This is a genomic window from Pedobacter cryoconitis (assembly GCF_001590605.1).
In the GTDB taxonomy this organism is placed as follows: Bacteria; Bacteroidota; Bacteroidia; order Sphingobacteriales; family Sphingobacteriaceae; genus Pedobacter; species Pedobacter cryoconitis_A.
This window is the reverse complement of the sequence record NZ_CP014504.1, coordinates 1,410,582-1,426,681: the sequence shown is the minus strand read 5'-3', so window position 1 is coordinate 1,426,681 and position 16,100 is coordinate 1,410,582. Positions and strand designations below refer to the sequence as shown.

Genomic DNA, 16,100 nt, shown 5'->3' with positions numbered 1-16,100 from the left:
CCGTAAAATAAAACCATCCCATTATGTCTACTAAATCATCAAATAACAGCAGCGGTGCTGCTCAATCTGAAGTGCCTGCATTACACTCTTTTGAGTTTGATAAAACGGCAATAGGAAACATTAAGAGCAGTGTCAACAAATTTCGCGGCTGTGTATCCATGCCGTTGGATCTTATGACTTTACCGGGGCTCGAAGGCCTTGATGTAAAGCTATCTGTTCTTTATTCCAGCAACATAAAAAACAATTTAAATACCTGGAATACGGAGGCTCCTACCAGCATTCTGGGTTTAGGCTGGCAAATGCCTATTGAAATGATTACAGTAGACAAAGCGGGAAGCGCATCGGTAACGTCCGATACGTACTACCTGGTCTCCAGTGGCAGCGCCAACCCAATGGTAAAAACCGGGGAAACCACAGGCGGTAACTGGATATTTCAACTGCGGAATTTCCAGTTTTGGTCTGTACAGTATAATCCCGCATTGAAGGTTTGGATCATCCTCAAAGAAGATGGGTTTACCTACACTTACGGTGCTGGAAATGACACCAGTTCAAATGGCACCCAATGGGGTATAAGCTGGGGAAACTGGATGGGCTCCAGCAATGTGGGCGCAACGCAGGTACTTTATCCTACGGCCTGGAACCTGGTATCCATTGTGACGCCAATGGGCAATTCAATTCATTATCAATATATCAATGTAGCGCAGAAATTAATCTCTTCAGGCCTTGCCTATACCCAGGCTTCTTATCTGGGGAAAGTAATTGACAGTTACGGCCGGGTCATTACTTTGAATTATGGAAATAAATTCGGCATCCTTAATCCAGGCAGCGCAAATGACGGCACTCCGATCGTCGAATATCAGCCGTTACATACCCAGATAACCCCGCCCTCTCCCAACGCCTATCAAGACAGGTATGAAACCTACTTTTTAGATGCTGTTGACGTGGCAGATGCAGATGGTAACCCACTATCGGGCATGAAGTTTACCTACGAATTCATGAATAATGCGGCCTCATCAGACAGCAATTATTCGTTAATGTACAAACGGTGTCTCCAGTCAGTGTTTCAATACACCAATGATGGCGAGACGCTTCCTGCAATGAATTTTGAATATTTTCCTGCAAATCCGTCCAGCATCAATCCTGGCGCCCTAAGCGCAGTCGTATACCCCGAAGGCGGCAAGGCGTCCTTTGAATACAAAGCACAGACTATAACATCTGGTAATTCATCAAAAAAAGTACAGCTACAAAATCCGATCACAGGCAGTATCCCCCGCGTATGGTTTGGATCCAATTACGTTGTCTTCACCTACCAGAGCAGCAACCAGGTACAGGTAAAAATCCAGTCGTGGAATGGACAGTGGGTCAACCAAACTGTGAGCATTAGCAAAACGGTAGCGACCGATAGCCTGATGGTACAGACAACGGAGAATTTCTTTGCGCTTTCTTTCCGCAACAGCTCTACGGGCAACGATGAATTGTACCTGTTCCGTAACGATGACGCAGGAAAGGACTTAAAATTCGGAAACTGGGTCATGTACAATAATCAGCCTTTTGTGCTTACCGTAAAGGCGAATTCAAAAGCCCAGTCTGTATTTGTGGCCGGAGACAGTTTTGTAATGGCTTATAATACCGATTATAACACCAACCGGGTACAGGGATTCTCGTATAATTGGCAGGATGGAATGTGGAATGGAAACGGATCTCCGCTGCTGCCCAATTCTTCAGATTGCGTACTGGCTGCTATTACTGCGGCTCAGAATTTTTATGCAGTGTCCTGTTATCTCCAAAGTTCGCGGCAACTGAAAAATTATCTGTTTTACCGCGCTTTAGACGGCACATGGAAAGCCGGCAGCACATGGACTTTAAACAATATTGATGTAGTAGTGGATCAGCCTGCCAATATGGCTTACCTCGCGGTAAGCCCCACGCCAAGCTCATTGGTACTTACATTTGCGACAACTACGACCAGTACAGCGATCAACTATAGCGTCAGATTATTTAACTGGGATGCGGATTTCTTTGTCTTAAACCCGTCATCACCAGGCTCCGTTGATTTGTCTTCGCCCGTTATAAATAGAAATACGCTCTATCAAATATTCCAGACATCCATTGTTGGATCCACTGTCAATAATAACCTGGCACTGTTGCGGGATGCCGGCGGCGATCAGCGTTATGGCTCTGTGTGGAATCAGAAAAGCTTTTCATCCCCAGGCGCTACAATTGGTTTGAACATGGCCACTGGTGAGGATATATCCATTCTTTCTCCATCCAGTGGTTCTGCGGCCAATCAATGGGCGGCCTTCAATCCCAATGCCGGCTCCTGGTCTGTTTTGTCAAATGTTCCATCCGGGACCAACCCAAGTGTTTCCGGTAATTATATGACGGTGGGCAAAACCATATATTTCCGGGGTACAGATGGCACCTGGCGCGCATTGTCAACACCACTCGGCAGTTTCAATTATCCGCAAAGTCTCCAAAACCGGGGCCCAAGATTTATTAGCTACCAGGATGCCAGCGACAATACAGCATCATCCTACGTAGCAGCTTTAAAAAACGGGACTGCGCAAGTGCCGCAGAAGCTGAATAATGTAAAATCATACGTACCCAATGGTACCCCCGGGACACAGTTGGTTGCCGGCCGCTTCCTGGTTACTTACCCTTCGTCTGCAGCTTCTTTCGAGGCGAGCCCGACCATGGATTTATGGAACCTGGATGAAGTTAATTTCAACCAGTCGGTGACGGATACACCGGTGGCATACCTCGTGATTGAGGATCAATATGACGCCACACAAAGTTTTACACAATCCTACTATTATGCGAACTCACCCGAGTCACAAATTGCCTACAATGCCTTGATGGGCGTGGCGCAATATCCACTGGTAATTGTGGTCCCCGGCGTTAAAGAGAAGGCTGCTTTGCCAACATCCACACCAGAAGGAAGTAGTCAGTTTTACTATTCCAACGGACTGGCCCAGCAATCGACGCTTTATCCTTCTGGCGGGCTCCAGAATTTTCAGAATATCCTTAATGGAATTCAACTGGGCCAGAAAGATTTTGCAGACGACGGCAACCTCGTATCCTCGCAGCTGAATTACTGGACGGTCTATTCAAAAGATGTAGCTGGTAAATATCTTTTGGGCGGATATGCACGTTGCGAAAAGACGGCCAACATGAAAGATGGCATCGAGCAATGGTCAACTGGCACTTATGACAAGACCACTGGCGTATTACTATCGCAGGAGAAATCTTATTATGATGCGGACGGTGTACAAAAAAATCTCCGCACAGAAACCTTATACGCTTACCAGGTTCCGGCATATGCTGCTTCGTTCAACAAGTTGCACATGTTCTCTACGGTGGCCATGACAACGCAAAGTGTAGCTCCGGCAGATCATAGTTCAAGGAATTATGTCAAGAGCCAGGCGACCATTTTCCGTAATTGGGCGAACAATACCGTGAACACCGATTGTATCGGTTCCGGTTCTTGCAAGCTGGCTGCTTATCAAATTTTTGACTGGACGACACCGGGCATTGTGGCACCACAATTCCCCCCTGACACGCCAACAGCTGCATGGCGGTTAAAGACTAAAATTATTTCCAGATCAGGTACCGGCAACCTCATCACAGAGCAGGTAGATGGCAATCAGCTTGTCTCCTCTTTCATTTACGATAAAAATCAGCAGTCGTTGGTTGCTAAGTTTCCAAACGGCAGCCTTTCGGGAAATGAAGTGAGTTATTATGGTTTTGAAACTTACGAAACGCCAATTGGCTGGGCGATTGGATCTGGCAGCGCTATTATTCCCAACAGTCAGCATACCGCAGTGGACGCCCATACCGGCACCAGCAGTCTAAGCATTTCAGCAGGCAGCACCGGCGCAGCAGGCTTGAAGGGCTCATTTACCCCTATCCGTCAGGATCAGCAATATGTATTTTCTGCCTGGGTCAAAAAACCTTCAACATTTAACAATAGCGCCGGTAATGCCTCGTGGCAAATATCGGTTGCCGGCAGCACTTCGTCTGTTGTCAACTTCCCTGATACCATTGGCCAATGGGTGTATTTATCCCAATTAATTGAGCTTCCCAACCCCAAAGGCAATACGCAGATTACCATCACTTGTGAAAATGGGAACACAGCCTGCAATGTGCTTGTAGATAATCTGCGATTCACACCGTTAGCTTGTATTATTGAGGCTTACGGTTATAATAATCCTTTAGAAGAGCCTACAGCAGTACTTGGCGCGAATGGCGAAACAAGCCGTAAAATATTAGACAGTTTCCAACAGGAGATTTTATCGACCAATGCGGCAGACAGGACTTCAAAAATTCAAAATGGTTACTTGTCCCGTAGTGGAAACCTAGGTGTATTTGCGACCACAAATCCCAATTCTTCAGTCACGATTACCGGGGCCAATGGTGGCGAGCTCACCGAATTTACACGTGGCTCAGAGTGGTCCTCGGTATGGCAGCAAGGAGCCGGCAACTGGAAGGTAACTGGTACCGTCCTTACGCAGGAATCAGCTGGTACAGCAGGCTCGCTCACGTATGCCGACAATAATCTGACCTCAGATTATGCGTTGGATGTTGAATTCAATCTGCTGGAAATACCTGCTACGCCATTGGGTATCCGCCTGGGATCGGCGCTTACCGTTCAGTGGAATCCGCAATTAACTTCCTGGCAATTGCTGGATTCAACCGGAGTAAACGTGCTGCCTGCTGTAGATGCACGCGCATTTAACCTTCCCCAGAATCCGTTTGCAGCCCAGCTTGATGCAGGTACCTTGTCGGATGCTCTTTGCAGTGCATTTAATAATTCCGGCTTCTTGCTTCCTGCAAATGCTACGATCAGCAAAGGCGCTGCTACGGGCAAAGGCTGGACGATTACAAGTCCCGGCAACGCTTATCGTTATGCGCTGAAACTGGATGGCGCTAACATCGCAGTGTATACCATGAACAAGCAGTGGACATTGCTTGCTGGCCAGTCAACCGCTGTTTTCTGGGCAGATGGAAAAATGATCTTCAGCTATACGGCATCTGCTGATTTTTCTGGTGTGCCCACGATTTTCTTTGGCAACAAAGTAGCCATTTCACAAATCGCTACTGCGGTAACGCCAATGGCTGCTATCGCATTCGACGATGCAAATGGCATGCATATCCAGGCGCAGCAATATGCTGGCTCACAAATGGTAGTTGGTCAGCTGGTATCCGACAATCTGGGCAGAATGGCCGTAAGAACGAAACAGGCCTACATTTCTCCCCAACAAAACCCGATGTTTAGCTACTGTAGCGGTTTTGCCGGCATGAACTGGACTGCGGGAACCATGACAGGACTGGTGAGCACGGCCTATCCTGCTGATAATGGTTATCCATTTGCAAGGCAAACATTTGAAACATCTCCACTTGCCCGGGTAGTCCAGGAAAGTGTGCCTGGTGAAGATTTTAGGGTAAATGGTGGCAAATGCACCCATACGCGTTATAGTGCTGCTGCTAACCAGCCGGGAGTTATGATTTATTCGAAAAAGACGACAACGAATCCCAACGGCAACGTCTTCTACGAGGTAAGCACGTTGCTGGGCCAGGTGATCCAAAACGTGTCTGCTACCGGCACTGAAATCAAAAATGAAACTGGCTTTGATGATGCTGGCAACCCGACAATCGTCCGCTCTCCAAACTATTTCAACCCGCCTGCCAATTCTGTGCAGAAAGATTGGGTAACACTACAGACTTTTGATTATTTAAACCAGCTACTCACGCTGCAGCAGGGAACGAATGCGCCAGCTACATTTATCTATGACCAGGCGGGGAATATCCGCTTCAAACAGGATCCGCAGGGAGCAGCAGATGGAAATTTCATTTATATAAAATATGATCTCCTTTTCCGCCCAGTTGAAACCGGCTACATTGCAGGGACCTGGAACCAGCAGCAGTTGCAGCAATATGCCAATACTGATCCACTCTGGCCACAAAACACGCCGACCTGGAGACAAAAGAACGTGTATGATGGAGGTGGTATTGGTTCAAATGCAATCGGCAGGATTTCTTCCATGCAAGCCAATAATGGTACTACCGGAACCGCAGATGTAACAGAAAGCCTGGCTTACGATATTTTTGGCAATGCAATTACCAACATCCTGACCGTGAATTCTTTTGATAACGGTAACGACCGGGTTGTTAATTACGGCTACAATGATGTTGGCACCATTACCCAAATTCAATATCCGAATGAAACCTATGACTATGCTATCTTTTACCAGCTAAATTCATTGAACCAGATTACCGGCATTACCGACGAAATATCATCCCAGACACCTGGGCAATCGGGAACCAGTAAGATCGGAAATTTCAGCTATGATGCAGTGGGTACACCTTTGGAAAATCATCTTGCACTCACAAATGCAACGATCAAACAGACCTATGGTTTCAATGCACCAAACTGGTTGCTGAACATCAATAATCAGAACCAGGGCGGCTCGAGTATTTTTCAGGAAACCCTTACTTACACCTCAGGAGGCTATGGCGGCGCAGGATATTTTGATGGCACCATTGCCTCTACTGCCGCCCAGGTTAGTGGCCAGGCCAATGAACAGCTACAGTATGCCTATGATTCCATTGGACAACTACAGCACGCGAAAGCCCCGGCAAGCTCACCGTCAAATTCACCGTCAAGTTCATCAGCGTCACCAGATGTGAGTTATGATCCAAACGGCAACATACAGAACTTTTCGGGTAGCAGTATCTCTTGTGCTTACGCCTATAACCAGGGTAACCAACAGGTAAACACCGTTAGTGATGTGAATAGCTCACAGGTGATCGCACAGTTTGGCTACAACCACAATGGGAACCCTATTTCCATGACCACAGCCGATTCAAAGATCAGCAAACAATTTGCCCTTGGCTTTACTTACGACCCTGCTTCTATGCTGGCTGTCAGTATTGCAGATACTACACCGGGTGGTGCTACGTTGAATTTCACGTACGGTTGCCGTAACGAACGGTTGCTAAAAACCGTTACCGGAGGATCTACATCTGCGGCGGGTACAAAATTGTACGTAAGGGGTACGAGCGCGATGCCGTTACAGGAGATCTTTATCAGTGCCGATGGAAAAACAAGATCTTCTGTAAACTATGTCTATGGCCCGGGCGGTCTCATCGCTATGCGAAAGTTTGACGGTACCGCTGCAACGCTGTACCATATCCTAAAAGATCATCTTGGGTCTGCAAGGGCGGTTATTGATCTCAGTGGAAATGTGGTTGCCTCATATGAGTATCTCACATTTGGAGCTTTGTCGAATGTGAATGAGCCGAATCCCGGGTTCCTGTCCTACCTTTACACCGGTCAGGAATTTGATCCGGAAATAGGATTGTACAATTACAGGGCCCGTTTTTACAGTGCTGCAATCGGACGGTTCATTGCAACAGATCCCGGCCGCCAGTATTTTAGCCCCTATATCTATGCATCCAACAATCCAGTGTTGTTTATTGATCCAACAGGTATGTTCTCCATCGGTAGTTTCTTTAGTGCCATCGCAGGAATATTTATTGGTGCTGTAGAGATCCTGATAGGTGTAGTTATCGATGTGGTGGCTGCGGTTCTCGACGTACTTACGCTTGGATTGGGCACACCAGTGTCCATTGGACTGGCGGCACTTTCCGGTGTCTTCTACGGAGCCGGTGTGAGTTCGATTACCTATTCGGCTTTTCACTTCGATGATTTTAGCTGGAAAGATTATGGTATCCAAATGGGTATTGGTGCGCTTACTGGCGCACTCAGCGGAGGTTTCGGAGCTGGTTTGGGTATGGCAGCAAAATCAACCCAGGTAGCACTTACAGAATTTACTGCTACCGCGCGCGCTACCGCAGGACTATTAGAAGTTTTCGGTCAGCCTGGAGTAGCAACAGCTGTGAAGGCAGGCGCATGGGTCACCGAGAAAGGCGCAGCACTTGCCGGGTTGGCTACCAACGGACCTGTAACCGCAGGATGGGGAGCTTTGGCTAAGGGAATTGGAACCGGCCTCATTAAGAGCGAGGCCATCGGATTTTCCGTCAATACTGGCAAGAACCTGGCACTTGGCAATAACTGGGATGCTGGTCTTAGCCAGGTTGTATTCAGCTCAGCGCTCAGCGGATCAATTGGCGGATTGCAGGTTTCAAACCGGATCAGATATTGACAACCTTATTTAAAAGCTGCCTTGTGAAAATGCAACATGGGGCGTGACACTATTTTTCATCTTTGAACCATTGATTTAATCAGTATATGCCTGTAGAATATTTCTTTCCAAAAGCATTTTATTATAAGGACGACCTCATCAGTAAAGAAGCGAACGAGCGGTTGGTTGAAGCCGCTCATTCGCTGCGGCAGGAGTTCCCTATTTCTACCAGAGCCAATTTGTACACTACGTACGGATCTGTTCCAGACATTTTTGCACGCAGCGAATTTGGCATTTTGCACAATGCACTGGTGCAGGAGATCAGCCAATATCTTGATATCCTGGAAACCCGGCCTGGAAACAAGTTTGCCATCTCTGATTCATGGATCAGTATTTCCTCCTCTGGAAATTATGAACGTATGCATACGCATGACGGATCTTACATCAGTGGTGTTTATTACATCAGTACGGCCCCGGGTTGTGGTGATCTTTCGTTTGAAGAGCTATCGGACAATTTATGGGCATCAGCCCGTACAAAATCCGAAAACTTCAATACGATAAGGTATACACCGGAAGATCGGCGTCTCATTTTGTTTAACAGCAAAGTCCCGCATTCAGTAGGCCAGAACCTTTCATCCAGTGAGCGCATTGCTTTAAGTTTCAACATGATCATCGTATAGCCATTTCAGAAAAATGTCTTCGTAAGCAAAGCGTATTTGTAAACATTAAAAACACGCAAAACAACTTCTATGTCACTACAAAAAATCGGAATGATCACCCTGGAAAACTCGGGGGCATTCGTTGCAAGAATCCAGGTAAGGTACCAGGTAGGTAGCGACCCCAAAAAATTGTCCATCCAAACGGGCGATATCAATGGGCTTACTTCTAAAACGGTAGATCCTGCGCAGTTAGGGGTACCGGATGGTGCCACAGTACAGCTGTATGTATATGTATTGTGGGGCACGGATATCGAGGCGCCGCAAGTATTCCAGTACCAGAAGGGCAATGGCCTGAATGTAAAGTACAATGTAAGTAAATACGCCTGGGCCCCGGTACTTGTATTGCTACCGTGGCATAACTGGAGCAGGAATATTATTTACAATGCCCCTGCAAATACGGAGACTTATTATTACCCAAAAAACCGTACGGATCTGCAGGCCATTCTGCAGAGTGCTGCTACTGCAGGCGTCCAGGTACGCGTTTCCGGCCAGCGGCATTCGCAGCCACCGCTTGTTACAGACGACAACCGAAACGGTGATACTCCCAAAAAAGTAAGCTGGCTGATCGATATGTCCTGCTATGCCGATCTTGGTCCTGCAGGCAGTCAGCATATCATGATGGACCCATCTGGCCAGCAGGTGACGCTAAACACTGGTGTCCGCGAAGATGAACTTGATGCATTTCTTACATCGAATAATAAAATGCTGATCACTGCTACCGCAGGAGGGTTTTTCAGTCTGGGAGGGATGACAGCTGTGGATGTGCATGGTGCGACTACGGCCGCCCCCATCTTTTCGGAAACAACTTCAGCTTTTACCATTATGGCCGCGGATGGTAGTGTGAGCACTATTGATTCAAATACCCCGGCAGTTAACGGCTGGCAGCCCATACAATTCGCCAGGGTTTCTTTGGGTGCATTGGGTATTGTTACCTCAGTTACGGTAGATGTAATGGATCGCCCATGGGCCACCACCCTAAAACCCGAAAGGGAAACGTTCGTAGTCAGCGATCAAAATTCGTTTGTTACAAAATTCAAAGCACTGGTAGCGCAGCATACACGCATGGAGACTTTTTACAACCCCTACTCCAGCAAGTTTCTGTCTTTAAGGTGGGATGTAGATTCAAATCCTGTTACAAAAACGCCGAACATTTTATCCACAGTTCTTAATGCTTGTGAAATGGCCAAAAGTGATGAATATGGTGCACCACTTGAAGGCATAGCCGAACCTTTTGGACAGGCTGCGGGGTTAATAGCTCAGGCTTCCGGAAGTACATTTGCGGCATCAATAGTGATGGATCTTGCCTACGGTGAAATAGAAAACCTCTTTGACACTGCGGCGGCAAAATACTCCGACCTGTGGCTCAGTAAAGCAGCAAGGGTGATGTTCATGTCTTATTTTGTGGAATTACCGGATCTGAGTGATGCAGGCATGCAATTGGTATGGAAAGGGCTGAATGTAGTGACGGACCATTTGAAAAAATCAAAGGATTTCCTGATCGTTGCACCTATGGAGTTCCGTTTTATAAAAGGAGGGAACGCGGCATTGGCAGGAACTTATACCGACAATCCAAATTCAACGTTTGTGAACCTTGATCTTATAGCCTTTATTGAGCCTACAGTAGCGTCTGCTTACCCCACTGCGATGTTACAGTTTTTTGCCGATATTGAACGTGAATGGGTAGCGATGGGCGGTATCACACATAATGGAAAGATGTTTGGATTTTATGATCCGGCTGCGCCTGCGGGATCTTATTCTGCCCCATTCAATGCTGGCTTTCTGAAGGAGCTGACGAAGCGTAGAAATCAACAAAATGGCCGGGTAAACGCATTCGAAAGCTTTAGGGCCAAACAGGATCCCGGCAACCTCTTCCTGAACGACTATGTACGGGCTGTAATTGGATAACCCTGGCAATCAGGCATTCTTAAATAGTTTGGCATCCTGGCTGATGAGTGCATCGCCGGAATATCAAACTATTTATCGTTTAATTGTGCCTATAACGACCATTATTTTTTATACTTATTGTTTCTTCAAACTTGTTAGCAGGTAGGCAATAACCGAGTTTTCAAGCCCATCGGCGAGAGTTGTCAGTTGCATTGAAGTACGGAGATAATTACAAAATCCCTGTATGGAAAAATGCTTGATATCCGTGCATTGGAGTAACTGAAAGCCGGCTCCGGTGCATAGTTCAGTATAATCATTTAGGTCAGTAATCAGGTTTGCATCCGGCACAGACCAGTTTCCAACCCAATCGGTATTGTTCAATAACATGTCCGAAAAAATAAGCTGACCGCCTGGACGAAGTTTTCGGTAGGCGCAATCAAGAAAATCTTTTCGGGTATCAAAATGAAATGCAGCTTCAACACTGATGATTAAATCAAAATGTTCGTCCGGGAATTCCATTCGTGTAGCATCCATCACCCTGAAATCAATACCAGCATGGACTTCCTGTGCAAAAGAAATCTGTTTTTCAGAAATATTGATACCAACAACGTGGGCGTTGCCGAACCGTCGGGCAATGACGTCAGAACCTGTTCCCAGTCCGCATCCCGCATCCAATATGCTGATGGGATCTTGCATTGCTACCTGATCAAGATGTTTGTTTACAAGTGCCTCGCATGCAGCTTCCAGGGTCGAAGGATTGTTGGTCCAATCGCCTACATTATAAAAACCTGAATTGCCATACATGGCTTTCATGGCATCAGACAGGATCATGTGATCGTACCGCTCAATAAAACCACCCTCAGTGGCCAATTCATCTTTCATGATTCCAGTTTATATCCAATAAAATAGAAGAAGGTCCTCGTTGAACGCTGAAATGACTCCAGCTTATAGGATCAGCAACAGGAGCGTAAGAGTTCACATGCGCAAAAAAACGGTGCAGGCCAATACCGCCCTGAATTTGCGCAAGTCTCGCGCCTATACACCTGAAAGCACCCGCGCCAAAACCAAGATGGTTTGGTCTTCTCGCTAATATTAATTGGTCAGGGTCGTCAAATTTTGCAGCGTCCCTGTTTGCTGCACCTATACTAACGAGCAATTGGCTACCGGCAGGAATAATAGTGCCGTGAAGATTGATCGATTCCTGAGTAATTAGCAAAACGGATTGCAGCGGAGAATCATAACGGATCAGTTCATCTACACTTGTTATTGCAAATGGCAGGCTTTCGCGAAGCATTGACTGGTCTTCGACTCTGTCTTGTAGTGCCACCAAAGCATTTCCCATAAAATTCATCATATTCTGATGGCCGGCATAAAAAAGCAGCACCATGAGTGAAATCAGATAAGAATCATCCTGTTCATCAGCTGGCACAACTGCCAGGATAGCACTGCATAAATCCTTACCAGGTGTTTGCCGTTTCAATCCGATCAGCCTTCGCAGTGTATCGATGAATATTTTTTTTTGTTCGTCCTCACCATTTGACCATGATTTTTCATCAATAAAACTGAGGTACCCCCCTTGCAAGCGACCCACTATTTTGGAGAACGCACCCACCTCTTCTTGCGGCACTCCCATCACACTGCAAATCGTTCCGAATGTAAATGGATGGGCATAATCATTCATGAATTCCATACCAGAGGAAGAACGCAGCCCATCAAGAATTTCATCTGCTTGCCGCTTCATGTCATCTTCATCGATCTGGAGCGTTCTGGCAGCAAGCTGATGCATGATCTGCTTACGAAATGCGGGTGTATTACCAGGTGCCAGCGCATGTAATGTTTGCGCAATGGCTTTTTCAACCGGACTCAAATACTGAAAAGTTTTGCTGTCCTGCCCCCAATGCGAACAACGTGGATCGCTTAATAACATCATTGCATCCTCATAGCCTGTGATCATCCACATACCTTCGGGCGTTCTGTAAATGGGTTTTTTCTGCTGAACCCATTTATACCATGGGTAAGGATCAGCAACTGAATATCGGGGTTCGTCTGCGTTTGTTGTCATGTTATCGGTAATGGAATAACCGGAGGGCTTGAATTTAGAAAATCAGATATAATGAAGAATGGCAGAAAAATAAGGAGACACCATCCGTTCTCTTCGTAAATATAAGTAAATTTAATTAACCGCTCAAACCAGACAACAGGAAAAATTTAGAAATAATCTTACATATTTTAGTTTTTAGAAAAGAAATCATAAATATAATTGCAAGTAAATACAATCAATAGTTAACAATATATCTCTAATTTGAATTGATCCTGTACTAATAATCTCTAATTATTGATATAATTCCGAATCCTTTTTGATATCACTTTTCCAGTTATACCACTAATTACTATATCTTCAATTTTGTCCGGAGCCTTTAACCAGCTAACTTGCCAAACTGGAGATTGATTATCAGGAACAGCCCTCTTAATTGAAGTCAAATATCCGGGGTTCTGTGCTATAGGTCCTTTTTTTAATGGAATATTTTCTTGTTCTAAATATTGAACAAGTTGTTCAAAGGTAAATTTGAAAGGTGTATCATAATTAATGGTTGAAGTTAACTTCCCTTCTGGATTAAAACTGTACCAGGTGCCCTTTTTAAAGGTTCCATAAAATACATTAAACTCCAGACCTTTACTTTTTACATTCCCATTCTGATAATAAATCTTTATCAGATTAAAATACGCATTGCTGATTCGCTGCTCCAATCTGTACTCTCCATAATCATCACCAGAGAACCTGATATTGTCACCGTTTTCTGCCTGAAATCGATAATCATAAACTTCCATCTCAATCGTCTTCCGATCAGGCAGTACTTTAATCCCATGGCTTTTATTGGCTTTTGCCTTCAACTCGTTTAAATCAAGTTTTTCAAAATCACCTGAGACCTTTGGTAGTTGCATATTTTTAGAATTTGTAGTAGTATTCGGTTGATGTTTTTGACCACTGCAAGATAATGTCGTTCCAGCTAAAAGAATAGCAACAACTAAAGTTTTAATACGGAACTGCTTATTTATTTTCTTCATGACGGTTAATTGTAATAATCGCCTGTTATTCATTTTCTGCTGCAGCATGTGCAATTTTCCATTGCCAATGCCATAAGTTAGTTCTTTGTATATTAACCTGATGACTATAATCCATTACATTATCTGTTTTCTGAATCTTGAAGGTGAATTTTGCCTCTGGTGCAGCCTCTTCATTGACAAACGTATGAGGCAGATCCAGGGAATGTAAAAACTCATGCGCTGCCGTCTCATCATTTTTCGTTGGAAAAAGAACAACATTATCCCCTGATGAATATCCATTCAACCCCTGCACAGTATTAGAAGTATCAACATATCCACCACCATCATTGAGATAAAATGCTTTAAAATACCCATTATATTTAGGAGGAAGAAGGCTGCTCAGAAACACTTCCATAGCCTGAAAATTACTGGGTCGATGTGAATTTGCTGTAACCGGAGTAGTCGAATAATCATCTGCATAATAGGATGCAATTTGTCCGCTATTGATATATTTACTATCAAAATCAGGAAGCGAACTCACATCCAGCATATCAGTTGCCACTTCTGGATTAATTAATGCCTGATTCAAAAATTCCTAAAAAGATATTCCTGACCTGTAGTTGCAATGTAGGCATTAGAAATACTTGTTTTAACAGCAACAAGTACAATTTTTTTCTTTTTTCGCTGAACATTAGCCCAAACTTTTAATCTTCCGGCAACAACGCTCGTTTTTGTCCCATTAACAATAGTTTTAATACTACGTATCGTTATCACCTGGTCAACTGCGATTCTTTCTTGCACTCAATAGTTACTGCATCATTTAATCTCTTAACCCCTTTCCCTCTTGCAATCACTTGTTTTGGTGTAATTACAAAATTTGGATTATCATCAAATTCTAATGAATCTGCATCTTCTTCAATATCTACAATCAGACTTAAAACTGCCTGTGTATTAGAATAAGTAGTTGGACGTTCAGGAGTACTAATCATTTTAGGAAATAAACTCAACCACGAAACAAAGTATTCTTCTTTAATAGGATTGTTATTGGCATCTTTAATTTCCACACCAGAACTATTTTTCTTATTTCGCCATGGAACCGTGTGCTTATCATACTCAGATTTTAAAGCCAAAAATGGACCGGAATTCAATACATTTTGACCATTATTAACACTAAAATCCGGACCGGCAGAATTGATATCCTTATAGATATTTGCCGGAGTATGAGGTGTTCTGCTATATTATTTCCCTATAATAGTTTCATACTTTACATCACCAACCATAGTTGGGCTTACATCTGCAAGCCTTAACCAATCAAAACCATAACCATCGCCCTTCCAGCCAACTTTAGGCCTAAAATGAACAATTATTTTAGCATCTATTTGCTTTGATGGTATAATTGGCTCTCCAAAAACAATACCATCATTTGAGTTCTCCACAATTTTTCCTGCGGCATTTTTATGTATTGTCTCCGCAAAAATAGTATAGTCATTCTTTGACATCTCATTAAAAACACCATTGGATATTTTAATAATGTTTCCTTTACTCATAATTGAAAATGTTTACGACTACAGTATCACTTCTCTTGAAAATCATGTATATAAATTATGAGCATGTTTATAAATAAAACTTATCAGCAAAAATTTTGCCACTTAAAAATGAAGTTAAATAATCTATAGTAAAAAATTATTTAACTTCTATAAGAGAAATGAAAAACCTTTCACCACAACCTTCTACCATTTCTCACCCAATAAGCCATCCGGTAAATACTCTTACTGATATTTACAACAACACTTTTGCGATGACACCACGATCACTGAAAGTTGTGATTTGCTTTCATTCTTCGAACTACTGATATTTGCAACAACCAAGTGGGCAATTGGGCTTTTCCGGCAGGAGTTGTGATTTGCTTTCATCCTTTGAACTACTGATATTTACAACAACCGGCTGATCTTCCTTCTTGCAACTCGATCCGTTGTGATTTGCTTTCATCCTTTGAACTACTGATATTTACAACAACCTGCAAGTTTTCAACAATGGCCACCACCGAGTTGTGATTTGCTTTCATCCTTTAAACTACTGATATTTACAACAACTAAAAGCAGATACCGTGTTATCCCGTTATCGTTGTGATTTGCTTTCATCCTTTGAACTACTGATATTTACAACAACCTTAAAATTCCAGGCCTTATCGGTTTACATGTTGTGATTTGCTTTCATCCTTTGAACTACTGATATTTACAACAACATATTGTTCGCAATTCATTAAGGATATGCTGTTGTGATTTGCTTTCATCCTTTGAACTACTGA

The 16,100-nt window shown here is 44.1% G+C and carries 9 protein-coding genes and 1 CRISPR repeat array (1 of these 10 only partly in view); of the genes, 3 read left to right on the top strand and 6 right to left on the bottom strand.

Annotation, left to right across the window (positions count from 1 at the left end; genetic code table 11):
• Positions 1-23: 23 nt before the first annotated feature.
• The 3 genes from AY601_RS06070 to AY601_RS25260 all read left to right on the top strand — a co-directional run bounded on the left by AY601_RS06070 (position 24) and on the right by AY601_RS25260 (position 10,768).
• A complete protein-coding gene (locus AY601_RS06070) occupies positions 24-8,165 on the top strand; it encodes an RHS repeat domain-containing protein (RefSeq protein WP_068397914.1) in 8,142 nt (2,713 codons plus the stop codon).
• 86 nt (positions 8,166-8,251) lie between these two features.
• A complete protein-coding gene (locus tag AY601_RS06065) occupies positions 8,252-8,824 on the top strand; it encodes a TIGR02466 family protein (RefSeq protein ID WP_068397911.1) in 573 nt (190 codons plus the stop codon).
• Between the two features lie 69 nt (positions 8,825-8,893).
• Complete coding sequence (locus AY601_RS25260) at positions 8,894-10,768, top strand: FAD-binding protein (RefSeq protein ID WP_084359129.1); 1,875 nt, start codon at positions 8,894-8,896, stop codon at positions 10,766-10,768.
• A 114-nt stretch (positions 10,769-10,882) separates the two neighbouring features.
• Here AY601_RS25260 and AY601_RS06055 read toward each other — a convergent pair whose 3' ends face one another.
• The 6 genes from AY601_RS06055 to AY601_RS06025 form a co-directional block, all read right to left on the bottom strand.
• A complete protein-coding gene (locus AY601_RS06055; RefSeq protein WP_068397908.1) occupies positions 10,883-11,629 on the bottom strand; it encodes an SAM-dependent methyltransferase in 747 nt (248 codons plus the stop codon).
• Complete coding sequence (locus AY601_RS06050) at positions 11,619-12,809, bottom strand: cytochrome P450 (RefSeq protein WP_068397905.1); 1,191 nt, start codon at positions 12,807-12,809, stop codon at positions 11,619-11,621. The genes AY601_RS06055 and AY601_RS06050 overlap by 11 nt, the downstream gene beginning before the upstream one ends.
• A 266-nt stretch (positions 12,810-13,075) precedes the next feature.
• Complete coding sequence (locus AY601_RS06045) at positions 13,076-13,813, bottom strand: hypothetical protein (protein ID WP_157287743.1); 738 nt, start codon at positions 13,811-13,813, stop codon at positions 13,076-13,078.
• A 25-nt stretch (positions 13,814-13,838) separates the two neighbouring features.
• Positions 13,839-14,381, bottom strand: coding sequence for a hypothetical protein (locus tag AY601_RS06040; protein WP_068397899.1), 543 nt, complete (start codon positions 14,379-14,381; stop codon positions 13,839-13,841).
• 181 nt (positions 14,382-14,562) lie between these two features.
• Positions 14,563-14,922: a hypothetical protein gene (locus AY601_RS06030; protein WP_157287741.1), complete on the bottom strand. Its 360-nt coding sequence runs from the start codon at positions 14,920-14,922 to the stop codon at positions 14,563-14,565.
• A gap of 108 nt (positions 14,923-15,030) precedes the next feature.
• Complete coding sequence (locus AY601_RS06025; RefSeq protein ID WP_068397891.1) at positions 15,031-15,339, bottom strand: hypothetical protein; 309 nt, start codon at positions 15,337-15,339, stop codon at positions 15,031-15,033.
• 272 nt (positions 15,340-15,611) lie between these two features.
• Positions 15,612-16,100: a CRISPR direct-repeat array (repeat unit 46 nt; unit sequence GTTGTGATTTGCTTTCATCCTTTGAACTACTGATATTTACAACAAC); it runs 4,412 nt beyond the window's last position.